General features: G+C 40.9%; 17 protein-coding genes. 5 read left to right on the top strand and 12 right to left on the bottom strand.

The window, feature by feature from the left end; translation table 11 throughout:
• Positions 1 to 5 precede the first annotated feature (5 nt).
• The gene (locus OGM63_RS16100) at positions 6 to 2,051 is read right to left on the bottom strand and encodes a phosphodiester glycosidase family protein (RefSeq protein WP_263746605.1); all 2,046 of its coding nucleotides are present in this window, start codon (positions 2,049 to 2,051) and stop codon (positions 6 to 8) included.
• Between the two features lie 762 nt (positions 2,052 to 2,813).
• On the opposite strand from OGM63_RS16100, the gene gltB reads away from it, so the two are divergent.
• Positions 2,814 to 7,529 (top strand): glutamate synthase large subunit, encoded by a 4,716-nt coding sequence (gene gltB, locus OGM63_RS16095; protein WP_375340492.1) that lies wholly within the window; start codon positions 2,814 to 2,816, stop codon positions 7,527 to 7,529.
• A gap of 40 nt (positions 7,530 to 7,569) precedes the next feature.
• Here gltB and OGM63_RS16090 read toward each other — a convergent pair whose 3' ends face one another.
• From OGM63_RS16090 to OGM63_RS16055, 8 genes are all read right to left on the bottom strand, one after another.
• Positions 7,570 to 7,791, bottom strand: a complete 222-nt coding sequence (locus OGM63_RS16090; protein ID WP_375340491.1) for a pentapeptide repeat-containing protein — start codon at positions 7,789 to 7,791, stop codon at positions 7,570 to 7,572.
• 75 nt (positions 7,792 to 7,866) lie between these two features.
• On the bottom strand, positions 7,867 to 9,378 hold the full coding sequence (locus OGM63_RS16085) for a group II intron reverse transcriptase/maturase (RefSeq protein ID WP_263746603.1): 1,512 nt from the start codon (positions 9,376 to 9,378) through the stop codon (positions 7,867 to 7,869).
• 517 nt (positions 9,379 to 9,895) lie between these two features.
• Complete coding sequence (locus OGM63_RS16080; RefSeq protein WP_263746602.1) at positions 9,896 to 10,207, bottom strand: pentapeptide repeat-containing protein; 312 nt, start codon at positions 10,205 to 10,207, stop codon at positions 9,896 to 9,898.
• A 194-nt stretch (positions 10,208 to 10,401) separates the two neighbouring features.
• Positions 10,402 to 12,498, bottom strand: a complete 2,097-nt coding sequence (locus OGM63_RS16075) for a P-loop NTPase family protein (RefSeq protein WP_263746601.1) — start codon at positions 12,496 to 12,498, stop codon at positions 10,402 to 10,404.
• Between the two features lie 68 nt (positions 12,499 to 12,566).
• Positions 12,567 to 14,813 (bottom strand): DEAD/DEAH box helicase, encoded by a 2,247-nt coding sequence (locus tag OGM63_RS16070; RefSeq protein ID WP_263746600.1) that lies wholly within the window; start codon positions 14,811 to 14,813, stop codon positions 12,567 to 12,569.
• A gap of 189 nt (positions 14,814 to 15,002) precedes the next feature.
• Positions 15,003 to 16,328 (bottom strand): ATP-binding protein, encoded by a 1,326-nt coding sequence (locus OGM63_RS16065; protein ID WP_263746599.1) that lies wholly within the window; start codon positions 16,326 to 16,328, stop codon positions 15,003 to 15,005.
• 263 nt (positions 16,329 to 16,591) lie between these two features.
• Positions 16,592 to 17,866, bottom strand: a complete 1,275-nt coding sequence (locus tag OGM63_RS16060) for a tellurite resistance TerB C-terminal domain-containing protein (protein WP_263746598.1) — start codon at positions 17,864 to 17,866, stop codon at positions 16,592 to 16,594.
• 111 nt (positions 17,867 to 17,977) lie between these two features.
• Entirely contained in the window at positions 17,978 to 19,312 is a 1,335-nt protein-coding gene (locus OGM63_RS16055; protein ID WP_263746597.1) for an ATP-binding protein, read from the bottom strand.
• Between the two features lie 104 nt (positions 19,313 to 19,416).
• Between OGM63_RS16055 and OGM63_RS16050 the strand changes: the two genes are divergently transcribed.
• The 4 genes from OGM63_RS16050 (at position 19,417) to OGM63_RS16035 (ending at position 23,880) form a co-directional block, all read left to right on the top strand.
• Positions 19,417 to 19,743, top strand: coding sequence for a TMEM14 family protein (locus OGM63_RS16050; RefSeq protein ID WP_263746596.1), 327 nt, complete (start codon positions 19,417 to 19,419; stop codon positions 19,741 to 19,743).
• A gap of 1,122 nt (positions 19,744 to 20,865) precedes the next feature.
• A complete protein-coding gene (locus OGM63_RS16045) occupies positions 20,866 to 22,098 on the top strand; it encodes an aminoglycoside phosphotransferase family protein (RefSeq protein ID WP_263746595.1) in 1,233 nt (410 codons plus the stop codon).
• A 126-nt stretch (positions 22,099 to 22,224) separates the two neighbouring features.
• Positions 22,225 to 23,292: a T3SS effector HopA1 family protein gene (locus tag OGM63_RS16040; RefSeq protein WP_263746594.1), complete on the top strand. Its 1,068-nt coding sequence runs from the start codon at positions 22,225 to 22,227 to the stop codon at positions 23,290 to 23,292.
• Between the two features lie 183 nt (positions 23,293 to 23,475).
• Entirely contained in the window at positions 23,476 to 23,880 is a 405-nt protein-coding gene (locus tag OGM63_RS16035; RefSeq protein ID WP_263746593.1) for an acyl-CoA thioesterase, read from the top strand.
• A gap of 10 nt (positions 23,881 to 23,890) precedes the next feature.
• Here the strand turns inward: OGM63_RS16035 and OGM63_RS16030 are convergent, their stop codons facing one another.
• From OGM63_RS16030 to OGM63_RS16020, 3 genes are all read right to left on the bottom strand, one after another.
• Positions 23,891 to 24,253, bottom strand: coding sequence for a DUF4288 domain-containing protein (locus OGM63_RS16030; RefSeq protein ID WP_263746592.1), 363 nt, complete (start codon positions 24,251 to 24,253; stop codon positions 23,891 to 23,893).
• Positions 24,254 to 24,613: 360 nt separating this feature from the next.
• Entirely contained in the window at positions 24,614 to 26,101 is a 1,488-nt protein-coding gene (locus OGM63_RS16025; RefSeq protein WP_263746591.1) for a 2-succinylbenzoate--CoA ligase, read from the bottom strand.
• A partial coding sequence (locus tag OGM63_RS16020) for an o-succinylbenzoate synthase (RefSeq protein ID WP_263746590.1) occupies positions 26,074 to 26,855 on the bottom strand: 782 nt, incomplete at its 5' end. The genes OGM63_RS16020 and OGM63_RS16025, both read right to left, overlap by 28 nt.

Below are 26,855 nucleotides of genomic sequence, written 5' to 3'. Positions count from 1 at the left end.
CTCCCTCATCGGGGTTGGAGAAAAATACCGATTCCGTTGTGGACGCGGGCAGCTGTGTTGGGGGAGCGATCGAGTAATTGTCCTCCTAAGTACAGGCTGGTGGAACTACCCCCGTCTAAATTGAGGGCATTCACACACCCCATACGCTGCATCAATTGGGCATGTTCTGTCAAGGTGGGACCGGCACCACCTGGGCGATTATGCACGGCAGCAATCATTACTGTGCCTGTTGCTGTTGTGCAGATGGCGCTGCGAATAGCTTTTTCAGCAATAAAGGCATCGCTGAATTTTTCGGCTTTGGCATCGAGGACAATTTGATTATTTTGTACTAGTAGTGGTCCTGCGCCGACAATGTTGGGGTAACGGCTAAAATCAACGGGAGTGGTGGCGCTGGAGATGCGTAAGGTGGTGCCAATAGGCAATAGATTGGCATTACTCGCGGCGTTACCGCGCAAGACTAGCAGGTAGCCATTTTGGGGAATATTGACGGGGATAGTAGTGTCACCAGCTTTGCCGCCTAAGAACTGATTGGTAACTTGGTTATTTTGGACGACGAGAATGATTTCGTTGTCGGTAAGGAAGGTGTAGGTTCCCCAAACGGGGGTGTAGCGGGCGATACCACTTTGAACGTAGCCACTGTTGACAAATTGAATTGGTAGCTGTTGGTTATTGGAGGTGGTTAAGGTTTCTGCCAAGGTGAGACGACCAAAGTAAAATTGTCCGGAGTCATTCCAAGCGATCGCTCCTCGGTTGAGAATTGGACTAGATAACCATTGATTATCCCGACGAATCGCACCTAAGGGTAATCGATTATTGCGGTTAAAATAACCACCATTAATTCCAGCTACGGCTAAGTATTGTTGCGCTGTTTGAATTAAAGGGGCACTCCCTGTAAGAGTATTGAGGTTGGTTATTATTGGTTTCAGCTTTAGTCCCACGGTGCGGGGATTAACTTCTAACCAAACAACCGGAAATCTTTCTGTGCCTAAATTGACAATCTGCTGTCGCCAGCGCAACCCCTGTGCCCAAGTAATATCTTTTTCTACCAATGCATCGGGGCGAATATCGATTATCAGGCGATCGGGGTTTGGTATAGTACTTATCCGGGGCGCTAGACCAAAGGGGACGCTCAAATGAATTATCGTTTGGTTGTTGACCACTTCCACTTGTTGAATAAGTGGCTCTGGGGTTGTTTCCGGGGTAGGGGCTGGTATTATGACTGGTAGTAATTGTTTGAGAAAATTTGGCAGCTGTAGTGGTGCTGGTGCTGGTTCTGGGGGAGTATAGCGTTGCAACAAAATCGGATCGGCTATGCCATCTAAGGTAAGTATCCACTGTCTGTTTGGCGGTGCAGAGCTTTTGGGTGTGACTGTATCGGGGTCGGGTGGCAGCGCTTTTTTAATTGGTAACTCTTGTCTAATTTGCCAAGCAGTAGGGTGATCTAAATTTACAACGATGGGAGCCTGTTGAAGAGGGGCAACGCCGACAGTTGAATATTGCGGACTTTGACTAATATCTGTGACTTTCGTGGCTGGGGTGGAAATCACCAATGTGTTGCCATTAACTTGCATCTGCCATTGAGATGTTTTCGCAAAATTAGTGATATCTAAATACCGATATCCTCCTGCTAAGACGCTGCTTAAAACTACTGGCTTGGTGAGTGACGAAAACCACTGTACTGGCTGTCTGCTGGGATTGCTACTGTTTAAAAAATCTACTCCAACTAATTGCCTGAGTGCTCCATCACTTAAATAAGTGCTAAATGAGCCTGATTTAGAACGTTTTTGTAACCAAATACCTGGTAAGGTACGACCATTGAGGAAAATTTGATTACCATAAGAGACCACCCCTGTTAAAGGAGGTGGGGGTAACTGTTGAGTCAAAACTGGTGCTAATTTGGTTTCTATTGGAGACTGCTGGGCAAGAGTGGGAAAGGTAGCATATAAGCACAGTATTGTGGAAATTATTGGCATGACGAAAGTTGAATTTTTTTTTCTATTGCCCTTATTAGCAATAGCTTTACGGTCTTCTTCTCGGCAAAAATTGAGCATTTTCACCATAACTTACTAGGTAATTTGAAAAACTATTACGGACAATAGAAATTAACTAATGTTTCTTAATATCAAAAAATCCTGACATCCAGTTGGAACTACAACGTGATACTCTATATGTTAGAGTGTTGTATTTTATAAAATTAAACGAGTAGTTTCCCTACCAAAACCACTGTATTTAAGTGTGTTGACTAAGACTTTAAGCTAACCAGACGACAAGTGTAGTCTTGGTGATTAAAGTTGGATTAAGTGTTGCATCCGTAAGGATGGTTGCAACTTAAGGGAGGTAGTAGTGGCAGTAACACAGGTGGCAATGGGTAGAAACGCCAAAATTTCAATAGCAACAGAGATTTAGGAATTGTCAAATGGGCATATATTATAATACGCTGCTAAATGTTGTTAAATATAAAGAATTTCAGCTTTAAAAACAGTGAACCTTTAAAAACTAGTTTTGTTCCAGGTCAGTCGAGAAAGACTATACCGAAAAAGTAGCTTTGATTTAAAAACAGCTAATTGAGAAAATACATAGCTTCACGATATAAATAAAAGACTGTTGATTCTGGATAAAAAAAATAAGCACAAAAAAATAAAGCAATTAGTTTAACACGGGGGAACCAAAAAAGAAACCTGAAGTTAGATTTTTTTTTCCTAATTTTAGCTAAATCTCTATTTTTGCATTTTTAAATGTTAGAAATTTTTTCTCCCAGTAGTGGCAAAATTCATAACTCAAGTTATCAGCAATAAAATATGAATAATCAACCCATGAATCAAGACCAAAAAATGACATTTTCGGATACGTCTTCAAGGTGTAACAACCTTGGTCCTCGATGGTTAGTAGAAGAACGAGATGCTTGTGGTGTGGGCTTTATCGCTCATCGACTAAATCACGCTAGCCATGAAATTGTGACTAAAGCCTTAGCTGCTTTAACTTGCTTAGAGCACCGGGGTGGTTGTAGTGCAGACCAAGATTCCGGTGATGGTGCGGGAATATTGACAGCGATTCCTTGGGAGTTGTTCCAAGCTGACTTTGCTGCAAAAGGTGTAGAACTCGCTTCTAGCAAAAATATTGCTGTCGGGATGATATTTCTCCCACAAGATCCAGAAACAGCCCTTTCATGTAAGGCAATAATTGAGGAAATAGCTAAGTCAGAAAAATTGACTGTACTGGGCTGGCGAGTAGTGCCGGTGCAATCTAATATATTGGGGATACAAGCAAGAGAAAATCAACCCCAAATTGAACAAGTTTTGCTAGCTTCCGATCAAAGCGGCGATGAATTAGAACGACAATTGTATGTTACCCGTCGTCGGATTTTCAAAGCTGTAAAACATATTTGGGAAGATTTATACATCTGTTCGTTGTCTAGTCGGACAATTGTCTACAAAGGCATGGTGCGTTCTGCTGTATTGGGAGAGTTTTATCTGGATTTAAAAAATCCGGCTTTTAAGAGCGCATGGGCAGTATATCACCGCCGCTTTAGTACCAACACTATGCCCAAATGGCCCCTAGCGCAACCAATGCGGCTTTTGGGTCACAACGGTGAAATTAACACGCTATTTGGTAACATCAATTGGATGATGGCGCGAGATGCCAGCTTGAATCATCCAGTATGGGAAAATCGCCTAGAAGAACTCAAGCCTTTTGTTCACATCGATAACAGTGACTCTGCAACTTTAGATAACGTAGTTGAGTTATTGGTGCAGTCTGGACGCAGCCCACTGGAAGCCTTGATGATTATGGTTCCAGAGGCTTATCAGAATCAACCTGATTTAAGTAATTTCCCGGAAATTGTCGATTTTTACGAATACTATAGCGGTCTGCAAGAAGCCTGGGATGGTCCAGCACTTTTGGTATTTGGGGATGGTCGGAAAGTCGGTGCAACACTCGATCGCAATGGCTTAAGACCAGCTCGTTATTGCATCACCAAAGATGATTATATCGTTGTCGCTTCCGAAGCTGGGGTAGTGGACTTTCCAGAAGCCGATATTATCGAGAAAGGCAGACTCGGACCTGGGCAAATGATTGCCGTGGATTTAGAAAGTCATGAAGTGCTGAAAAATTGGGAAATTAAACAGCGCATCGCTAAACAGCAGCCATATGGAGAATGGCTGCAAAAGTATCGTCAAGATATTAAGTCGTTGGTCGGTGAATCGTCTGTTAATGGCAACGGACATCATCCAAACGCCAACGGGAACGGACATTCTACAATCAATAATATTGACAGTACGGGTGGGGGAACCTCATCCCGATTGCAACATCAAATTGCTTTTGGTTACACCACAGAAGATGTAGAAATGGTAATTCAGCCAATGGCAATGGATGGGAAGGAAGCGACGTTCTGTATGGGGGATGATATACCTCTAGCGGTGCTGTCAGAAAAACCCCATTTGCTGTACGACTATTTCAAACAGCGCTTTGCTCAAGTGACAAACCCGGCAATTGACCCTTTGCGGGAAAGTTTGGTGATGTCTTTGAAAGTAGAATTGGGTGAACGGGGTAATTTATTAGATGCGAAGCCAGAATATGCTAGAAGGTTGAAGTTAGAATCTCCCGTGTTGAATACAGCAGAGTTGTCAGCAATTAAGCTGTCGGGATTTGCTACGGCTGAGTTGTCAACGCTGTTTGAAATTGCCGCAGGTCCAGATGGGCTGAAAGAAGCAGTGAAGGCTTTACAAGCACAAGCTGTGGAATCGGTGCGAGCTGGTGCGAAGATTTTAATTTTGAGTGATAAGGTAAGTCACGGCATTGGTACAGAATACACCTACATTCCCCCTTTGTTGGCGGTGGGTGCGGTACACCATCACCTAATTCGCGAAGGGTTGCGAATGAAAGCATCCTTGGTGGTGAATACGGCTCAGTGTTGGAGTACGCATCATTTTGCGTGTCTGATTGGCTACGGTGCTGGTGCGGTTTGTCCTTATCTGGCTTTGGATACTGTGCGCGATTGGTGGTCAGAACCGAAGACGCAAAAGTCTATGGAGCGTGGTACAATTACAACCCTCACTTTAGAGGAAGCTTTTGGGAACTATCGCAAAGCAGTAGAAGCAGGTTTGTTGAAAATTCTCTCAAAAATGGGAATTTCTCTGCTATCGAGTTATCAAGCAGCGCAAATTTTTGAGGCGATCGGCATTGGTCAAGATTTATTAGAGTTGGGATTTTATGGTACAACTTCTCGCGTGGGTGGTTTAAGTATCAGCGAACTCGCGACAGAGGTGCTTTCGTTCCACTGTAAGGCTTTCCCGGAACTGACAACTAAAAAACTAGAAAATTTAGGCTTTGTACAGTACCGTCCGGGTGGTGAGTATCACATGAACAGTCCGGAATTGGCAAAAGCGCTGCATAATGCTGTAGGCGTGGCTAAAGTCAAAGAAAACGGGGCATCGGGCAAAACTGCTTATGACCATTACGAGGTATATAAGAAATATTTGCAAGAAAGACCGATTACGGCGTTGCGTGACTTGCTAGACTTGGAAAGCGATCGCCAATCAATTCCCATTGAAGAAGTCGAATCGATAACTGAGATTGTCAAGCGCTTCTGCACCGGCGGTATGTCTTTAGGTGCTTTGTCACGGGAAGCTCATGAAACTTTAGCGATCGCCATGAACCGAATTGGCGGAAAATCTAATTCTGGGGAAGGTGGCGAAGACCCGGTACGCTTTAAAGTTCTAGATGATGTAGAAGATGGTAACTCACCAACTTTACCGCACCTGAAAGGTTTGCGGAATGGGGATACTGCTTGCAGTTCCATTAAGCAAGTCGCATCCGGACGCTTTGGGGTGACACCTGGGTATTTGATGAGCGCTAAACAAATTGAAATCAAAATCGCTCAAGGTGCAAAACCGGGTGAAGGGGGACAACTTCCAGGGACAAAGGTTAGTCCTTACATTGCCATGTTACGCCGTTCTAAGCCTGGAGTAACGCTGATTTCACCCCCACCACATCACGATATCTATTCGATTGAGGATTTGGCTCAGTTGATTTTTGATTTGCACCAAATTAACCCGAAAGCACAGGTATCGGTGAAGCTGGTTGCGGAAATTGGTATCGGTACAATTGCGGCTGGTGTGGCAAAGGCAAACGCCGATATCATTCAGATTTCCGGTCACGATGGCGGCACGGGCGCATCTCCTTTAAGTTCGATTAAACACGCTGGTTCTCCGTGGGAACTCGGATTAAGTGAAGTGCATCGGGTGTTGATGGAAAATAGTTTGCGCGATCGCGTAATTTTGCGCGTTGATGGGGGCTTTAAGAGCGGTTGGGATGTGGTAATCGGTGCCTTGATGGGTGGTGAAGAATTCGGTTTCGGCTCCATTGCGATGATTGCCGAAGGCTGTATTATGGCGCGGATTTGCCATACCAACAAATGCCCTGTGGGTGTCGCTTCCCAAAAAGAAGAACTGCGGAAACGGTTTACTGGGATGCCAGAACACGTTGTCAACTTCTTCTATTTTGTAGCCGAAGAAGTGCGGAGTCTGTTAGCACGACTTGGTTATCGAACGCTTTCAGAAATCGTTGGACGTGCCGATTTATTGAAAGAGCGGGAAAACGTTAAGCTAACCAAGACGCGATCGCTAAATCTCGACTGCTTGCTGAAGTTACCCGACACGAAAGAAAACCGTAGCTGGTTGCAGCATGAAGAAGTTCACAGCAACGGTGCGGTTTTGGATGACGAATTGTTAGCGGATGCAGATATTCAAGCTGCCATTGACACGCAATCGACTGTGACAAAGAGTTGGAAAATAGTCAATACAGATAGAACAGTCGGTGCCAGATTAGCGGGAGCGATCGCATCGAAATACGGCGACAATAACTTTGCAGGGCAAATTAACCTGAACTTCAAAGGTAGTGTCGGACAAAGCTTTGGTGCATTTAATCTCCCAGGCATGAATTTAACCTTAGAAGGAGAGGCAAACGACTACGTAGGTAAGGGGATGCACGGTGGTGAAATCATTATCAAACCCCCCGCTGCTGCCACTTATGACCCAGCACAAAATGTGATAATTGGCAATACCTGTCTTTATGGTGCTACTGGTGGAATGTTGTTTGCCAATGGTCTAGCTGGAGAACGCTTTGCGGTGCGTAATTCTAAAGGTACAGCAGTCATTGAAGGTGCAGGAGATCACTGCTGCGAGTACATGACTGGTGGTGTAATTGTCGTCTTGGGTAAAGTTGGACGCAACGTCGCTGCCGGGATGACTGGTGGACTTGGGTATTTCTTAGATGAAGAGGGTGGATTCCCGGAATTAGTTAACCGGGAAATCGTCAAACTTCAGCGGGTGATTACCGAAGCTGCCCAAAAGCAACTGCAAGAATTAATCAAAGCACATGGCGATCGCACTAATTCACCAAAAGCGAAGATGATTTTGCAAAACTGGCAAGAATTCTTACCCAAGTTTTGGCAGTTGGTTCCTCCTTCTGAAGCTGATAGTCCAGAAGCAAATCCCCAGTTTGTTGCCGAAAAACAACTCAGTTCAGTTTAATTTTTCCTAGAGACGTTCCACTGGAACGTCTCTATTCTGACTACCTACATCCTAAAGACTCGCGAGTTTCCACACCAGTGTGAGAATTTACACCACTTGCTTTAGCGCAAAGTTTTTTCACTTGAATACCATCAAGAACAGCATTAGTGAAGTCAGCACCGGTGATGTCAACATCACTAAAACTAGAACGCAACATCATTGCATCTGTCAAAATCGCATCACTTAAATCAGCACCTTTAAAGTCTACTAGGGTTGAGTCGATGGGGAGTATTATCTTCCCGCACCTCTCAGTTAGAACCGGACGTGCCCATTTCTGTGCATCCGGCTCCCGATAATCTTAGCTTCTGCTTTTGCTCATGTGGTGATATTGGTGACACGACTGATGGATTGCGACAAAATTCTTGGCGTTCCCATCACTGTGTATACCATTTATATGATGAAGGTGAATCCTTTCATCCCCTACGAACTTAAGTCCGCAGTTACCACAAGTATGGTTTTGCTTTTTCAAAGCTTTTGCTGTTGTACCGTCGTCGTATTTGGATTCCCTTTGACTCCAGTAAACAATGTCACCATTAAACGGTGAGTAGTCCCCTTTAACGTTGATATGCTTATTCTCGGAATATGGCACTGCGGGGAAGGCATTCTTTACTAACGTTTGGGCTTCGTATCGATTAATCTTTGATTCTTTATTAAAGACTTTAAAAGTCCTGTTACTCAGATACCAAAGGGAGAATCTAGAACCATCCATTTTGCAATACCTGTGATAGTTTCTCCACCCTCTGACGATTGGTGATAACTTCTCAGCTTTTACTCGTGCCCCATAATTAGAGTTGTTGACAATGAATTTTACTTGAGCTCGGAATGCTTTATAGTTATCCATTGAAGGGTAAGTATAAAGCTTTCCGTTTTTCTGAACGACGAATCGCCAACCCAGAAAGTCAAATCCATCTGTTGCGGATACGAGACGTGTCTTTGACGCTTTTACGTTTAATCCGCGAATTACTAAGAACTTGGTTATTTTGTCTAGTATCAGTTGTGCGTTATCATTGGGTTTGAGGAAAAATACCATAGAAGCTGCATAACGCAAACTTGGGTGAATTTCTTCAATTCCATCTAACGCAATGTTGGCAAGTAATGGGCTGACAACTCCAGCTTGAGGTGTGCCTTGGTCTGGGTAATTAGGATTAATGCCAGATTTTAGGCATTTCCATATTCCCGTTTTAATGCTTTGTGGAGCAATAATGCGGGACATAAGGAAAGGTTGGTCTATCGTGTCGAAGCATTTTTCAATATCTAGTTTTAGGATTCTTTTTGTGATGCCATTGGCGCTAGAACTTAAGTTCAAATATGCGAATTTTTGGCAATCATGGGCAGAGCGTCCCGGTCTGAATCCGTAACTACGAGGGTTGAAAGTTGCTTCGTGTGCAGGCTCTAGAGCATATTTGACTAAGCACTGCCACGCTTGGTCACAGATATTAGGGACTTTTAAAATCCGAGTTGTGCCGTCTTTCTTAGGGATTGGGATTTCCCGAAGTTTGCTATGTTTCCACTCTTGAACGTTTAAACGTAGCGTTTCTTCTAGTTCCAATCTTTCAGAGAAGCTGAGTCCGGCTTTGCCGTCGATACCAGCGGTTTTCTTGCCAGCATTTAACTGAGTGACTTGACGAATAGCTAGTAATCTGCAAGAGCGGGATTTCAGTATTAGCTTTTGAAGACTCAAAGCCCGTTTCCGGTCATTGGCTCTAATAGCTTTCCACAAGCGACATTGTAGGCGAAAAATATTCTTTCTCAGCTTTCGCCAAGGTATATTTTTCCAAAGTTCACTAGCATCGTTGCTGTGTCTAACCATTCTCTACTCCGTGTTTTGTGTTCTGATTACCTCGAAGCAATTACGCTTCGTCCTACCCGATGTGAAGAATTCCGTATCTCGTCATACCTACTTTGGGTTTCAACGCTTTCCCTAGACTTCATCATCGTTTTTACTCGTTCCGATTCATGGATTGTTTGATGGGTTAGGACAGACCACTTCGCCTACATTCCCCTCAAGGATTACGACTTGTGCCTACATGCAGTCGTGAGAGTTGAATGTGAAACCAGTATGCTCTTCAGATTACTGGGGTAGAATTAAGACGCTTTTCTAGGTCTAGTTTATCCATACCATCTCCCCATTAACGCCAGTGCGACCTATCTGCTTAAGTCTCTGATTGCGTCCTATTACCAGCTTCACCCTCTGAAAACCGAGTTCAGTCAGTGTGGTCAGGTCGGGAGTCACTTATCCTTTAAAGGGTAGGACTTGCACCTACATCCGGTGAATCAGTTATGGAATATCGGAGTTTTCTCCGACGTTCTCACCTAGCGCTATGGATTCACGCTAGAACGAGTCGCACGTAAGCTATTCCTTCACTAAAATCTGCTCCATGTAAATTCGCTTGTTTCAATACCGAACCATTAAAAACCCCACCACGTAAATCAGCGTTACTAAAATTTGCTTTTTCTAGATTGACATTGGTATACTCAACCCCGACTAAACTTTGACCAGAAAAATCCTTGCCCTTGAATTCTGGATCACCAACGGAACGGGTGATACTAGAAGAACTTGCTGCTTGTGCAGACAAAGGAAACACAAACAAAACCATAGCTAAAACAAAGCTAACTAGCAGTCGTGAAAATTTCATCATGCGCTCTTAAATAAATCTCAACACTTCTACAATTAACTATTAAACCTTACTGGGGAATGGAAAGTGGTGAGGCGATCGCTTGTCACAACACAAAACAACTTTGTCAAAAATTGATCGAGATTCTGGCTGTATACGTATTTATATTTAGCTTATTAGTAGCATAAGTGCAAAATAAAGTGTGCTTTATTTAATTATTAACTAATTTCTCGTTGCCAAAGAATATCTGCAATTCTGATCATCCCGGCTTTGAGATGGCGGCGATAGGTACTGAAGGGCAAATCGAGTAACTCTGCTGCTTGTTCTTGGGTAGGGGCGGGATTTAAATAAGTGCGATAAACAGCGCGGTATAATTTTTCATCACGGGGAAAATCTTGTAAAGATTCCGCAGCTTGTTTGAGGAGAGTTTGCAAAGTGGTGATGCGATCGCGGAGCGTGTACAAAGTACTCTCACCTGGTGTGTCAAGTACAACTTGTTCGTCTAAAATTAGCGATCGCATTAAGGGATTATTCTGCAAAGTGTCGGGACGAGTAAAATTACGTAATGCATTTTGCACCGCTTCGACAAAATCCTCTCGACTGAGAACTAACATCGGCTGACTAACTGAAGTGCTAGCTTCAATTTCTGCATCAGCTGCAACTTCTCTTTTTGCCAAAAGTTCGCGCCAAGCTGTCGGTGAAACTACTCGCCAATCATGTCCATAAACACCATAACGCCGTCCCCCGACTTCAAAATCAACTTCTGGAAGTCGCATTAAGTCGAAATAGCTTAACATTGGTGTCCAAGCATCTGCTTCCGCACAAGGTAAAAATGTATATGCAAGTCTGGGAGTACTCTGAAAATACTGGACAAAATTGATAAAAATCAGACTTTGGGTAGGAGAAACAGCTTGATAAGTATCCGACGCCATCCAAAAACGGAATATCGTTGCACCTTCTTGAGGACGTAATGGTGCATGAGTTTGTAGGTAACACAAACAAGCCAAAGCAGCAGAATCAACTTTCAAATCGTCGCTACTAGCTTCGTGCAACGCTATCATCATCGCAAATCCGGCTATTTGCTGCTGCGAGCGAAATATTACCACATTCTGCGGTTGACGCCCCAACCAATGTGCGGCTATTTTCGCTGATTCTTCCCCTTCATATTGCTTTACCATCCCCAGCAACGTACTTTTGTCACTTTCTTGCAGCGAGTCTCTCAATAAACTGCTATGTTCACCCCAAGTGAAACAGGGACGAATTGCTGGGTTATCTCGATGTAAGAAAATGTAATCAAATAACACTCGATGCTTTTCTTTTTCTTGAATTTGCCCCAAACGGGTGCTGTAGTAGCTTCGCGCTTGATGGTGCAATTGAGCGTAAAAGTCTGGATTCCGCCAGCGCAAATCTGCAATCAAGACTTCTCGCGCCAAATCGTGAGGAAATAAACCTAATTGCCCTGATTCGATAAACGACAATTCCCGCAACCACTCAAACAAATCGTGAACTTCAGGCAAACCTAGCATCTGTCTAAGTAATGCTTCGGTAGTTATGCGTACCACAGCACAAGCTTGTAGTGCCATGCGGTGTGTCGGTGTCGGTACTTCTTTAATAAATCTTTCCAAAAGTACTTTGACAATATCCGGTGCCGATTCTGGTTGAAAAGAAATTTCCTGTGTTTGGGCAAACACATCAGCAACCAACGATAATGCTAGAGGATGTCCGTGGGTGAAATCGAGAATTGCCCGATGCTGCGCCAGAGGAATATCTCGTTTGCTAAGGTAAGTTTGACTTTCCTCTGGATTCAGGTTGCGTATAGACAAAGTATTAATTAAAGCTTGCCATCCCGGATCGCTGTGCCAAGGGGAAGAGGGCGGATTGCGTCCGGCGAGAACAATCAAGGTATTCTCAGATAATTGGGGTAAGAATTCTTCCCGCAACCATTCATCAAGGGTAGCAATGTTTTCATAAGTATCAATAAGTACAACATTGCGTTGTTGAGTCGCTAAAAACTGGAGAGGAGAATCTAATTCATTCAGTCTTGTTAATGAACGTAAGGCGCTTAGGAAAGATTCTGGGACTGGTTCCAAATTACGTGCTTCTACGTAATAATGTGGTACATTAATTTGCTGACATCTTTGAGCAAATTGATTGAGAATGCTCGTTTTGCCCACACCACCGGGACCGAAAACGTGCAAAATATGAAAAGGTAATTGTGGAGATGCGATCGCCTGTTGAAATAATTGAAGCTCAAAATGACGTCCTACAAATCGGCGTTGTCGTTCTGCACTAAGTCGCTCTAACAGAGATGTCATAGCCATCCCCAAATTTTCAGTAGGATTACTGATAGCCTATTCTAGCGTATAATGGTTTATTGAAGAAATTACCATTTCTTCACTTGCTGTTTAAGTTCCTCCATATCTAGATAATCGCTGGCAAAAGCTTTCCGCAAAATTGAGTGAGGAATAAAGCGATCGTACTTTTGAATTTCTGGTGCTTCCCCATCAGCTAATAAATCCTCAGCGGTAATTCTTGTACATAACGACACAATTTCATCGTAAAGATACTGAAATTTATCTTTACCTAACTTAATAGTCAAAAAATAGGGATTAACACCACCAATACTTTTAATTTCTAAAGATTCCCGACAGCAAGAATTAAGCAATCTTTCTAAAGTGCGATAAGCAACCGTACCCATCCAAGGAAAAATACAACATTTATTATTTTCTAAAAGCAGAATATTTTGTTTATCTAAGCCAGAATTTAGCGCTAATTCCCGAACTTTCTGCAACCGCTTCAGCGCATTTTTTTGCAAATAACTATATTCAATATCTTCCTGCAAAACCTGCCGCATTCGTTGTAAAATTCTTGTATGGATATTTGCGCTACCACCGCGCCAGAAAATACTCGCTTTACCCTCTACTTGCTTAACCAAAACAATCTTTTTTCTGAAATCAACTTCTAAAACTTCCCAAGCGTTCCCAGCCAAAGCGAATTGATTACCGATTGGGGGAGGCATAACAATACTACCAATTTCCATAGTTGCGTGCTTAACAACATATTCCTCATTGTCAGGAAAAACAGCATAAAATTGAAATTTACGTACCACCTTTTCCCCAGCCAAACCGAGAATTAACTTATTTTCTTCAGTTAGCTGAACGTGATTAATATCAATTAAATAACGAAGCAATAGCCGAAAATCTTCCAGTGCGATCGGCGGCGAGGCGCCGCATTTCGCGATCGCACCAAAACTTGGTAAACTTAAAACCTGTTTAGCAAGCCCAGCAGGCGAAACTTCACCCCTTGCTGCTAAAATACTCAGAGTCTGATGATATAACAAACTCAAAGGATATTTAATCGGCTTTATCGGCTCAATCCAACGCTCCTCCAAATAAAGTTGAATAATCGCAATACATTGCAAAAGTTGCCAAGGAATTTGCTCCTCCAAAGAAGCTTCCACCGATACTTTCTCCTCAGTACAAACAAACCGCATATCAGCAGCAGCACCTCTTCTACCACTGCGTCCCAAACGCTGTAAAAAACTAGCAACAGAAGGAGGCGATTCTAACTGAATAACCCTCTCCAAATGACCAATATCAACCCCCACCTCCAACGTCAAAGTTGCAGCAGTCACAGCAGGCTTATCCACCTCACGCATCGCATTTTCAGCCGCTTGCCGCAAACTAGCAGAAATACTACCATGATGCACATGATAAATATCAGCTAATCCCTCACTCCCAGCAAATTCTCGCAAAGAAGCAATAATAGATTCAGTTTGCCTTTTATTATTAGCAAAAATCAAACACTTACGACACTTACTAAGATTAAAAACATATTCCTCATACCCACCTCCATCTCTCTCCCCTCTTCCCTCCGCTTCCTTGGCGCCTCTGCGGTTCGTTTCTCTTAACTCCCCATCACCAACATAAAAATGTTCCAAAGCCAACTTAATTTGCCTTTTTCCCCCCTCAATCTCCGGAGTAATCACCAACTTATCACTTCCCGAACCCAACCATTCTTCAGCCATCGAATAATCACCAAGAGTTGCCGACAAACCAACTCTTCGGGGTTGCGTTTGCGTCAAACTTTGCAAACGTGACAACTGACAAAGAATCTGACAACCGCGTTCAGAACCCATAAAAGCGTGAACTTCATCAATAATGACAAACCGTAAATCACCAAATAAACGCATCAACTCATTATTTTTATTAATTAATAAGCTTTCTAAAGATTCCGGCGTAATTTGCAAAATACCCTTAGGATTCTTGAAAAGCTGTTTTTTTCGACTTTGCGAAACATCCCCATGCCAGTGACAAACGGGAATATCCGCTTCTTTTAGCAAATCATTAAGGCGTGCAAATTGGTCATTAATTAAAGCCTTAATCGGACCAATATATAATGCGCCAATAGTTTGCGGTGGATTTTCATATAATAAAGTTAAAATCGGCAGAAACGCAGCTTCCGTTTTCCCCGAAGCTGTGCCAGCAGCAACTAGCAAATGAGCATCAGTGTCAAAAATCACTTTGCAAGCAGCAATTTGAACTGGTCGTAATTCACTCCAGTTGTGATGATAAATATATTCTTGGATAAAAGGCGCAAGTCTGGAAAAAGTATCTAAAACTTCGCTCATAATTTGACAAAATTTAATCTATCTAGCATAGGCGATTGTATCAAAAATCAGACTTACAGCAGATTGTGTTTTTATTGAATACACGTAAAGACGTTCCATCGGAACGTCTCAGAGCGGGTTTTGGGTTTTATGCATGTACCTCCGAAACCTGAAATATGCTGTATTTGAGTTTATTTAATTTTCTCCAGCTTACAAACTAAATTCTGCTACATCCTCATCATCAACATCTGTATTCTTACCCACAGCAGTTAACTTAAAATCCGAACCATGAATCAATTTACTAAAAGAAATTTGTGGATTTTGGTACAGGATATTCAACACACTAATAAAATCCCGGACAATTTCGCCAGGAGTCAACAATGCTTCTGCACCCAAACGATTGACAATTTCGTGAATAAAGTCCTTAAATTCACGATTTGTTAAAGCCTTCTCATAACCAAAATTAAGAGCATGAATTTCCGCCAACCCTTGTAAAAGCGTGAGTATTTCATCTTCAGTCAACGGATTTAGCCGTATCACCGGTCCCGAATATTCTTGAATACCAGCTTGAACAAAACGGCTTTCTTTAGTGCGTCTTCGCCAAGCCGGGTCAGCAAAAAGTCCGCGATTTGGGTCTTCTAAAAATTTTGTAGTTCCACCGATAACAATACCAAGATGTTCTGCTTTGCATTGCATGGTGTCGTTAAACATTGCTAAAAGTCTGTTATAGTTTTTTTCGCGAGTAACTGTAGTGGATATTTGATATATATGCACAACTTCATCAAGCAAAACTAAAAGTCCTTTATAGCCAATTTCCGCCACAAATTTAGCGATTAACTTGATGTAGTCATACCAACTATCATCATCAATAATTACGCGCACTCCCAAAGCAGCTTTTGCCTCAGTTTTAGTGTTAAATTCGCCTCGCAACCACCGCAATGCAGCATTTTTTAATTCATCATCATCTTGCCTGTAACCGCGCCAATAAGCAACAATGACGGTACCAAAATCAAAGCCGTGAACTAAATCTTCAATATACTGAACTACTTCTCTAATTTTCGTTTCAACTTTATCATCAAAACCTTCATCATTAGGACGCATTCCGCTATCTTTAGCTACTTCTTGTTGAATTTTATTAATCCAACCTTCTAAAATTGAGACTAAAGCACCACCATCAGGACGAGTTTTTGTCGCTAGACGACTCATTAATTCTCGATAAGTTGCCAAACCTTCGTTGTTTGTTCCTGCAAGTCGGCGTTGGGAAGATAAATCAGCATCAGCTACGACAAAATTTTGCTCCATAGCACGGTTGCGAATCATTTGCAGGATGAAACTTTTACCTGAACCGTAATTACCAATTATAAAGCGAAATGCGGCTACACCTTCTCCAATATCGTCAAGATTTTGTAATAGGCTTTTTAATTCTTTTTCTCGACCTACTGCTATATGTTCTAGTCCAAATCTTGGTACTACTCCAGCACTCAAAGAGTTGATTAAAGCAGTAGATATTTTTTTCGAGATTTTAACTTTTGCCATGCACTTCACCTCACTTTATTTTCTAGCGGTTCTCAGCCGATTCGAGTACATACAGCAGATTGCGTTATTATTAAATACACGTAGTAAAGACGTTCCTTTCGTAACGTCTTTACAGGGTTTTGGGTTTTAGTCATGTACCTCAATAGGAGTGAAATCTGCTGTATATTTGTTTATCTGTAGTTCATGATTTTTTTGATGTATTGCACCCAATTAAAAACCGCTATAAACGTCAAAGATATAATTGTGATGATGGCAAGAGTAACTTAGTTTGATGGAGGTTGTCTAGTCGTTAATTCATATATGGCAATGATTTTTTTCACGTTTGTTATATGCTCTTGATAAATTTCGGGAGTTTCCAAGTTTGGATCAATTATTAATTCTTCAATTGTATCATTAGCACGTTCATTTATAGAATCAATTAACAAATTTGGCATAGTAATATTTTTTTCGGCAATGTTTTTAATAGCAGGTTTGGGATTTTCTTGTTCTACTATCGCTTTTAACACTTGTATTTCATAAGCTGGTAGCTGTTCTAATAATTTAGTCCATTCTTGGGGTAAATCGGATGTATTTTTAGATATTGGTTCTAAATCTATTAAGTCAGAAAAAGGAAATAAATCTACATCTTCTTCTCCTTCGTTTTCGGTGAACTGTTGCTGATTGTATGTTTCGGTTTGTTGGAGTAATTCCCAAACTTGATTTTGTAACAAATCGCGTTCTTGCTGCAATAATAAAAATTGCTCTTGTAAGTGATTTAATTCAATTCTTTTTTCTTTTATTTGGGTTTGTAATAAATTTAAACTAGCTTCTGTATTTTCTTTTTCGGATTTTTTATTTAAAATTAATTCATTGTGCTGAGTTACCTGATTTTCTAAATCTTGCAGTTCAACTCGCAATTCGTAAAGTCTTTCTTCTAGCTGAGGTTTGAGCCTGTCTAACAAAGTTAAATTGCTTTCAGTGTCTTGCTTTTCTTCTTGGAGTTCGCTAATTTGAGTTTGCAGTTTAGTTATTTCGGCTCGGGATACGTTGGAATTTAATTCTAGACGACGCTTTTCTGCTGTGAGAGCCGAAAATGAATTATTTAGCTCGGCTTTACTTTTGTCGAGCTGATTAAGCTCTGTTTTAATTAAGCTTATTTCGGCTTCTAACTGTTTTTTTTGCCCAACAAAACCGCCTAATTCTCGATTTAAACTGTCTCTTTGGTTGCGACGTTCTGATACTTGATTTTGCAGTTGATTGGACTCTGTATACAATAAGGCACGATGCTCTTCAATTTGGTTGATTTCTCTGACAAGACGAGACTTTAAGCCCTCAAGCTCTTTTATTCGCTTGTGGAGAGAACCCAAAACGAGCATTTCATGATTTCTGCGGATATTATCGACAAATAATGCTGCTGCATAACTAGCTATGACAGTAATTGTAGCTGTGAGAAAGGCTTTACTAAAATCCCAAGTTGGGACGAGGCTAAGACCAAAACTCACACTAAAGGCAACTATACCTAAAAGCAAAAATCGATTACTTACCATTGCTGATTGCATATTGCTTGTTTTTAGTTTAGTCAATTTTTCAGAATAGGTATTTCTGGGGAAGGGGAAAGGGGGAAGGGTAAATTTTCAGGCATTCAACTATAGGCAGTTCATGTAAACTACTTATGTCTGGTTGTTTGAGGCAACAAGTGCCAAATCTGCTTTCAAAAAATCAATAAACTGTCGTGCTGTTCTTCCAGACCGACCGTTGTGACGAGTTGCCCATTGTAAAGCTTGATATTCTAAATCTTCTGAGTCAATGTTAATTGCGGCTTGTGTGGCTAAATGTCGGACAATGTTTAAATAAGTTTTCTGATCGGCAGGCTCAAAGGTTAAAGTTAGACCAAAGCGATCGCTAAACGAAAGCTTCTCCTGCATCGTATCCCAAGCATGGATTTCATCATTATCCGATTGAGTGGGTCTATCGGCGAAAAACTCGCGAATTAAGTGCCGACGATTAGAAGTAGCGTACACCACTACGTTTTGCGATCGCGCAGTTAAATTTCCCTCTAATACTACTTTCAGCGCTTTAAAAGCGTCGTCATCTTCCTCAAAAGAAAGGTCATCGACAAAAATAATAAATTTCTGTGGCACAGAGCGCAACTTTTCCACAATTTGTGGTAAGTCTTTCAAATCTGATTTTGCCACTTCTAGCAAGCGCAAATGACGCTTGCCGTACTCATTCAACAAAGCTTTCACCAAAGAAGATTTCCCCGAACCGCGACTACCATAAAGTAATACGTGCAGCGCTACCTCTCCTGCTAACAAAAATTCTGTATTTTTTAATAAAGCGTCTCGCTGAGACTCATAACCAACTAATTCGCTTAACTTTACCGGATCGGCATGTGCAATGCCAATAAATTGTCCGTCGCAATAGCGCAAAGCACTATATTCGGCAAATAAACCCGTACCAAATTCGCGATAATAAGCAGCTACATCTTCTATTGCATCAGCCCAATCTTCCAAGTGGTGCAGTTTCGCTATTAGCAGCGATTCGTTCGTTTCTTCTATAAGAGTAAGTTGCTCCTCATACCACACTACTGGTGAAACAGCTAGATGAGCCACAGCTTGTACCCATTCGCTCAAAAATGCGCTACTACATTCATAAAGACTTTGCAACGCTTGTAAATCATGCTGAGTCGCTGCAATTAAAGCTGGAGGCAAATTCTCAAATTCTTGCTGTTGAGCAAGGTGAGAAAATGGATTCTCATCTCTGAGAATTTGCATAATTAAATATTCCTCCCAGTTTTGATTTCTCGCAGCCAAGCACTTAAAGTAGTTGCCGTAAGCTTGGAGACAACTGCGTGCATCCGCTTCTGGATATCGTATAGTTTGCAATAATTCCAAAAAAGCTATACTCACTTCCCCTTGGAGGACGGATTGGTAGATTAATAGAGACGCTGCTTGACGCTGGAGGAACTGAACCTTTGTCTGGAACGAATTACTTGCTGTGGACATTGCTTAATTATCCATCAATTAACTATCCTGATGTAGCTAAAGAGCTATGGTAAATTGTCTGCCGAGGTTTGCAGCACGCATCAAAATCTACATAGGTTTTCACAATGAATTTAGGTATTATTGCTTCTCTTGGCTACGGTATTTTAGCGATGGTAGGTGGCTTCATTGGTTACATCCGTTCTACTAGTAAAGTTTCTCTGCGTTTTGGCTGCATTAGTGGTGTATTACTACTTTTTGCCGCTTACCTCCAATTTCAAGGTACAATATGGGGTTTGATTTTAGCAGCTTTAGTCACTGCTGTTTTAGTAGTTGTTTTTGCATTGCGACTGGCTAAAACACGCAAGTTTATGCCGGCGGGATTGATGCTGTTTTTCGGTGTACTGACCTTGGCAGTGATGGTGAATCAATTTATGACATTAAGAATAAAGTAGCAGAGGCAGATGCAAAGATATTTTTTTCACCTGCATAATTCTTTTTAGTTAGTATACCTTTATTAGTACATTTATATTACCGAAGAAGGGAAAGGGGAAAGGGAATGAAAATAAAGAATTATTTAAATATGCGTATTAGACATCTCCAAAAATTAATTATGCGTAGCCTGAACCCAACAGACCTAGCACATGCAACGTCTCTACGTATTTTCTGGAGATGTCTATGACATTTTCTTACCCTTTGCCCCTTTCCCTTTCCCCCGATATGCGGTAAGTGGTGGGTAGTCAGTTGTGTAACCGCTGCACTCTAGCTAGATACGTAAGTATTTCCAGATTGCCGACTGTCAATTGAAATTTCTTAACATTTATATCGGTTTTGCTCTATATAAGAGAATTAAAACTTATCACTTGATTTATGTCACGGATATATCTTATTGTAAATGAATATAAATGGCAGCATAATATCAATCAACATTTCGTACCGATCAGTTTTTGCTTGTGATTCAGTTCATGAGCAAATATTTGTTTTTTTGGGGATATTAGTTAAAAACCGTAGCTTAATCGTTATTTTGGGATGATGGTAAAAATGTGGCTTAAAAAAATAATTTTCAAAAGTAGAGGAAAACGAAGCGATCGCGTTGGTCATAGGGCAAACTCCGTGAGTGACTTGCCCTATCTAGGTTATAGCGATTTGCGGGGATGAATTGCGCGGTGAGCAGTTGAAAATACTAAAAACAAGTGCGAAATCATCTCAAAAACGGTTGACTTCGCACTTGCTTTTATTGCAAAGTGAAAAATTAAGCCGTGAATTTTTCTTGATTCCCCAGAAAGCCGGAAAGTGAACAACAGCAAAAGCTTAACGACAAAACTAAATATCAATTACAGTAAAAATGCTTAATCAGGTAAATAAGTTAGTATTTTTGTCAGCAAAATTTAAAGGAATAATAAAGACAGAATTGCCATTTTGGCAGGTTTTTCTTTTAGGAATCGGATATTAGTAGATTGTAATCATCGTTATTAATATTTCCAGTGTTATTGCTGTCTACCACGAGCTATAAAAGTTAAGCCAATCTGGATCTAAGTGATTTACGGTCTTCAATTTTAGGAATTAGGAAATAATACATGGTAGTTTCACTGTCTTCTCATAACGTTATCCAGTATCTGCGTTCCTCAGGTCTGTGTAGCTCAGAAGATGGGGCATCTGACAATTCTGAGTTACCTGAGAGTAGCAAAAACTTAAATTTGCTGGTTACTCTAGCAGATAATCGCAAACTGCTGGTTAAGCAGGAACTGGGCACTAACAATGATGGAAAAGAGCAATTTTTCAATGAGTGGCTGTTTCACTGTCTTCTTGAGCAGTTTCCAGTCATTGGTAACATCGGAGCGATCGCATCATCAGTGCTGCACTTTGATGAGGAAAACTCAATCCTGATTCGTAACTACTTAAGTGAGTATCAGGAACTAGGGAATTATTATCAACAAAACGATGTTTTCCCCCAAGCGATCGCTACTACCATTGGTGACACCTTAGGAGCGCTGCATCGTGCTACATTCAACCGTCGTGAGTATCGCAATTTTTTGGCAACTGCTCCCGAAGGACAGTTTCGCTATCACTTCAACAATCCGGCACAAGGAATCGAGTCAATCGCACCTGAGATTTTTGGCATGGTTCCCACTCCTGCGCTGAAATTTTATGCACTCTATCAGCGCCACGACAATTTAGAATCAGCAATTGGAGACTTAGCAAGCGATTGGCAACCTTGCTGCTTGACTCATAACGACCTGAAATTAGACAACATTTTGATCCATTCCAGGTGGGAACATCTAGATAATGCCATCGTCCGGTTCATTGACTGGGAAGCATGTGCCTGGGGAGATCCAGCCTTTGATTTAGGAACTTTACTGGCAAGCTATTTAAAAATTTGGCTAGACAGCCTGGTGGTAGATCCTACCATTGAGTTAGAAGAATCTTTGCAATTGGCGGTGACACCGCTCTTAGCTCTTCAACCTTCAATGCTTGCCCTAATTCAAGCTTATCTCAAAGCCTTCCCCAATATTTTAGAGTACCGTAATGATTTTTTGTTGCGTGTTATTCAGTTTGCGGGTTTAGCACTAATGCATCAAATTGAGGCAACGATTAAGTACCATAAATACTTTGATAATATCAGCATCTCAATGCTTCAGATTGCCAAAAATCTACTCACCATGCCACAGCAAGCTCTGTTAACTGTTTTCGGTATTTCTGAATCGGAAATACTCAAACCTGTTGCCAAATTAGAAAAGTTGCCTCAAGAAGAAAGCAAGCAGAATTTGGTTCGTCTTTATTACCCAAAAACTCGTCTGCGTGGATGTTAAGTTCGTAGCGAGCGGTTCACCGCTCATCTTTATTACCCAAAAATTCGTCTGCGTGGATGTTAAGTTCGTAGCGAGCGGTTTACCGCTCATCTTTGAAAGCGCAAAGAGCGCTTACTACATTTTAAAATGCTATATACTCCTACCAATCAACTGCTAGATTCTCTGTTTGACATTGCCAGCAATATTAAAATTGAGTCCAACTTTTGCATTATTCATCCCAATTATCAACCGTTTGCCTTGCCAAAAAAAGTAGCAGACAGATTTCAAAAAAATCTGCCCGCATTGCAGCGTAAATATCTGACTCTGCTACTGCGAAATTTTATTTACGGAATTTATTACAATGGCTCTTTGCAAAACATTTTGGCACTAAATGCTAAACCAGCTAATTTATTACCACACCAAACTTTAGAAAACAATTATAATTTCGGTAATGATTCGGAATTTTACGAACGATTAGATGCTAGTAATCACGGTGTAGGTTATTTTGATTTCGGTTGGCAAGTTTTGCGGCAAGAACCTGATGGTACCCTGGTAGTGATTAAAGACGGTTTGACATTGCATGTTGAGTATAACTCGCCGATGCAACCAAGTATAGAATCTGCCAAAATTGGTAAGTTTGTAGAAATTTGGATGCCAAAAAATAGACTGCAAAACAATTATTATTTAGCAGTTAGCAATAATCCAGACGTTGATTTGGATCTGCTAAGAATTTATTTTAATTTAAATCCAGAAGGAGCGATCGCTCTTATGGATAGTCTCACCTTACAATTAAACGCGGCTGAGATTTTCTTTAACTTTCAAGTTCTCTACAACCCTTGTGTATACGAACGTTATGACTGTGGGGTGCTATATTTTCAACGCAATGACTATCCAGCGGTTCGGAAAGTACTTCAAGCTGTTTATTGGGAGCATAAATCTTATTTTCAGCCAGAAATACCTTTATTTACCAAGTTTTTAGCCCCTGGTTTGAGTTTAGCTGAAGAACCAAGCCAAAAATTTGCCGCACAAGATAATTTTGGCATGAATCGTTGTCAAATTGTCGCTTCTTCTTTGTTGTCAGCTTGGCAAAAAGGTGATGATAGTGTTGAGGAAAAAATGAAAGCGATCGCTCAACACTTTACAGAGCTAAATGTAGATTTACAGCGTCCTTACCTCAATCCCTACTCTGAAGATATTTATTACCCATTAAATTGATACAGCAAATTTCAGGTTGCAGGAGGTACATGGCTAAAACCCAAAATCCTGTAGAGACTACCAAGTGCTACGTCTCTACGTGTATTTAATAACAACGCAATCTGCTGTAACTGTTGTTATTGGCGTAAAATCATTTTTGGTAGCAGATTATAAGCCTGCTATATTTTTCGCTAATTATCAAATATGCCGTTTACTTATAACCGCACTGTTCGATTTTCAGATACTGATGCTGCTGGGGTAGTTTACTTTGCCAATGTTTTGTCTATTTGTCATGAAGCTTATGAAGCATCTTTAGAAGCATCAAGTATTAATCTGAAAGATTTTTTTAGCAATACATCTGTGGCTTTTCCCATTGTTCACGCTGATGTAGATTTTTTTCGTCCGATGTATTGTGGAGATAAGTTAACTATTAGCTTGATTCCGCAAAAAGTCGGTGTTGATAAGTTTGAAGTTGCTTATGAAGTTGTAGTTGATGATGTAATGGTTGCTAAGGCAGTTACTCGGCACGTTTGTATTGAGGTCAGTAGTAGAAGTAAAAAGGAGTTATCGGGTGAGATAGTAAAATGGTTGGAAACGAACCGCAGATAATGCGTAAATCCTAAAGTTGCTCTTTAGACAAAAATGACTCAAATGAATGGTAAGCTTCATAATTGCGAAAATGTCGAGCATATAAATCTATAGCATCCTCAGCAGAATCAAAGTCATCATACAAAACTGAATTCACATCTACTACTTGCTGCAAAGACCAAGTAATAGTTTCTCCATTCTCATTTGTATAGCTGACACTTTCATTCTTGCCATGATTCAAAGCTTTTGCTTTTGCTCGCTTTAGAGAATTGGCTTTGATTAAAACAAAGCTTTCTTGGTACAAAGGTTGATAATCAGGTTTATCTGAAGTTGATTTATACAGAATTATCGCAATGTAAAAAGATTCTGCTTTATCTGCATTTTCAGCTTTCATACCAAATTCTCCACATCTATTTTTTGAATCTACCATCATTTAATAATTTCCAAGCTTTTTTACCAACAGCAGATTTGTTTTTCTTGATGTCTTCTAAATAAGAATAAGGAAAGCAGCCTCTATTCTTACTCGAATCTTATTTATAGCGTTTCTCGGTTGAGTGAAATACAAACCTAACCCCCTACCCCCTTCCCTACAAGGGAAGGGGAAAAAGCCCCTCTCCTTGTAGGAGAGGGGTTGGGGAGAGGTCAGAGTGTATTGGATTCAATTGCAAACCGCTATAGCGTTTCTTCATAAGAATGGGCTTAATTAGCCCAGGTAGGTGGGCTTGGTTTGTGAGACAGCAGCTAAAGCGTAACATTATGGAGAATTGGTATTATTATTTGGAGGAGATTTGAAGTACATTTGAAGTACATTTGTTGCTATTTCTTGTAACTGTTGCTGGTTGATTTTGCCTTGAGTGTTACGAGGTAATGTCGAAACGGGAATCCAGTGTTTGGGAATTTTGAATTTACAAAGTTTATCTTTGAGTATTTTTTGGATTTCTAAGCTAGATATCTCTGCTTTTTTGGGTATATAAATGGCTGTTATCGCTTGTCCCCATTGTTTATCTGGGATGCCTATTACACAAACATCGTTTACCATTTGTGTTGCTCTGATGGCTGATTCAATTTCGATTGGGTAGACGTTTTCACCACCAGTAATGATTTTATTACTGCTACGTCCAACAATATTTAAATGACCGTCGTTATCTAAAAAGCCTAAATCATCAACTTGTAAATAATCCTGATTTTTCCAAATTTCTGGATAGTAACCAAGGGCTAATGATTGAGATTTTATAATTATATTTCCTTTTTGATTTGACTTTAAAATATCACCTTTTTCATTACAAATTGTTATTTGGACATGAGGGAGGATTTGACCGCTGCTAATTTTACCATTGAGGAAATCGTCGGGTTTGACTGTGGCAATTTGGGAAGCGGTTTCTGTCATACCATAAGTTGGTGCTAATCGAATGCGGGAAAATCTCGCTTTTTCTAAAAGTTCATTCCAAGCTGGGGCACCTCCTAAAAGTACTGTTTTAAATTGGGATAGCCACGCTGTTAAATCTGGGTTTTGTAGAAGACGTTGTAATTGTGTTGGAACTAAAGATATAAAAAATTCCGATGGTTCAAGATGATATATTGGACTTGATTCTACTTGTTTAAAGGGGAAAATAGCGAGTTTGCCACCAGTGGTAAAGGAACGCATAAATTGCATTAAACCGCTGACGTGATATAGCGGTAAGACACAAAAAGAATTTACTTGATTTAATTGAAAATATTCGGTAAATCCTTTCACAGATGCCATGAGGGTGTCCCAAGTATGGATGGCAAATTTAATCTTTCCCGATGAACCACCTGTGGGAATCATAATTGTATTGGGAATCGGTAATTGAGAAGAAGGCATAGGTAATGGTAAGCCAGCGCGGTCTTGGGGGTCTCCCCCATGAGCGACTTCAGAACCCCGAAGGGGAACATAAACAATTTTGCTCCATCCTCCCGAATCTCCATCTCCTAAAATGAGGTTTGGTTGGACTAAATTAAATACTTCTTGCCATTCTTGTTTTCCCCAGTCGGGGTTACAAAGAAAAACACGACAATTAGCTGCACAAGCGGCAATAAAGCCTGCTAAAAACCGCACAGGTTCGCGTTCAGCTAAGAGGATTTTTTGTGGTGTTTTGTATGTTAATAATTCTAAATACAACTTTTCAAATAATTGTTGAAAATGAAAGCGATCGCTACCAATGAGCCAATAATCATTTTGACCTTTGATATAATCTAAAATTTCCATAGATTTTGAAGCCAATTATCCTTCTCTTGCTCAAAAAAATGGTTAACACCAAACCCAACTGCGCGATGATGTTGAGATAATTCCGCTGCTAACTTAAGTGCAGCTTGTCTGCCAATTTCAGTTTCAAATACCGATGAAAATACAGCATCAATTTTATGAGAAAGGCAAAACTGACGCAGACGAAATGGTGAACCGACTATCCCAGGTTTAATGACAAAAATGCCTCGCCAACCTTGTTTTAAACAGCATTCAAGTTGTTTTAGTGTGGCAACAGATTCATCTAAAGCTATCTTCGTTTCATAGCAATCAGACAATTCCAACATTAAGAGAAATTGATCTATAGGTAGCGGTTGTTCGATAAATTCAATTTGTACTTGATTTCGATTATTTGCCGGAATATTATCGCAAGTCCACAACCATAAATTTGCATCTTCATAGCTGAGTCCCCCGTTTGCATCTAATCGCAGTTTTGCATCTGGTGGTAAAGCTTGAGTGAGTAACTCAAAAATTTTCAGTTCACAAGCGATCGCATACACTCCAATTTTCCACTTAAACGTGCGATATCCCTGTTCCCATAACTTCTGCCATTGTTCCAAAGCAACCTCTCCTGCTGGTAATAAAGCACTGTAGGTGAGGGAGGGGGGGAGTGGAGGAGGGGGGGAGTGGGGGAGTGGAGGACAAGGAAGACAAGGAGGACAAGGAGGACAAGGAGGCAAGGAGAATAATTCTTCTTTCCCCCCCTCTCCCACTCCCCCACTCTCCCCCTCTC

Source organism: Plectonema radiosum NIES-515, assembly GCF_025753815.1.
GTDB classification, from domain to species: domain Bacteria; phylum Cyanobacteriota; class Cyanobacteriia; order Cyanobacteriales; family Nostocaceae; genus Hassallia; species Hassallia radiosum_A.
The sequence above is the reverse complement of the archived record's forward strand: the minus strand, read 5'-3'. Positions and strand labels throughout refer to the sequence as shown.

Excerpts from the sequence above, each read along its gene's own strand:
- gltB (WP_375340492.1), top strand. The coding sequence starts at position 2,814 with ATGAATCAAGACCAAAAAATGACATTTTCGGATACGTCTTCAAGGTGT.
- OGM63_RS16065 (WP_263746599.1), bottom strand. The coding sequence starts at position 16,328 with ATGGCAAAAGTTAAAATCTCGAAAAAAATATCTACTGCTTTAATCAAC.
- OGM63_RS16045 (WP_263746595.1), top strand. The coding sequence starts at position 20,866 with ATGGTAGTTTCACTGTCTTCTCATAACGTTATCCAGTATCTGCGTTCC.
- OGM63_RS16055 (WP_263746597.1), bottom strand. The coding sequence starts at position 19,312 with ATGTCCACAGCAAGTAATTCGTTCCAGACAAAGGTTCAGTTCCTCCAG.
- OGM63_RS16060 (WP_263746598.1), bottom strand. The coding sequence starts at position 17,866 with ATGCAATCAGCAATGGTAAGTAATCGATTTTTGCTTTTAGGTATAGTT.
- OGM63_RS16100 (WP_263746605.1), bottom strand. The coding sequence starts at position 2,051 with ATGCTCAATTTTTGCCGAGAAGAAGACCGTAAAGCTATTGCTAATAAG.
- OGM63_RS16040 (WP_263746594.1), top strand. The coding sequence starts at position 22,225 with ATGCTATATACTCCTACCAATCAACTGCTAGATTCTCTGTTTGACATT.
- OGM63_RS16080 (WP_263746602.1), bottom strand. The coding sequence starts at position 10,207 with ATGATGAAATTTTCACGACTGCTAGTTAGCTTTGTTTTAGCTATGGTT.
- OGM63_RS16085 (WP_263746603.1), bottom strand. The coding sequence starts at position 9,378 with ATGGTTAGACACAGCAACGATGCTAGTGAACTTTGGAAAAATATACCT.
- OGM63_RS16070 (WP_263746600.1), bottom strand. The coding sequence starts at position 14,813 with ATGAGCGAAGTTTTAGATACTTTTTCCAGACTTGCGCCTTTTATCCAA.
- OGM63_RS16030 (WP_263746592.1), bottom strand. The coding sequence starts at position 24,253 with ATGAAAGCTGAAAATGCAGATAAAGCAGAATCTTTTTACATTGCGATA.
- OGM63_RS16075 (WP_263746601.1), bottom strand. The coding sequence starts at position 12,498 with ATGACATCTCTGTTAGAGCGACTTAGTGCAGAACGACAACGCCGATTT.
- OGM63_RS16035 (WP_263746593.1), top strand. The coding sequence starts at position 23,476 with ATGCCGTTTACTTATAACCGCACTGTTCGATTTTCAGATACTGATGCT.
- OGM63_RS16050 (WP_263746596.1), top strand. The coding sequence starts at position 19,417 with ATGAATTTAGGTATTATTGCTTCTCTTGGCTACGGTATTTTAGCGATG.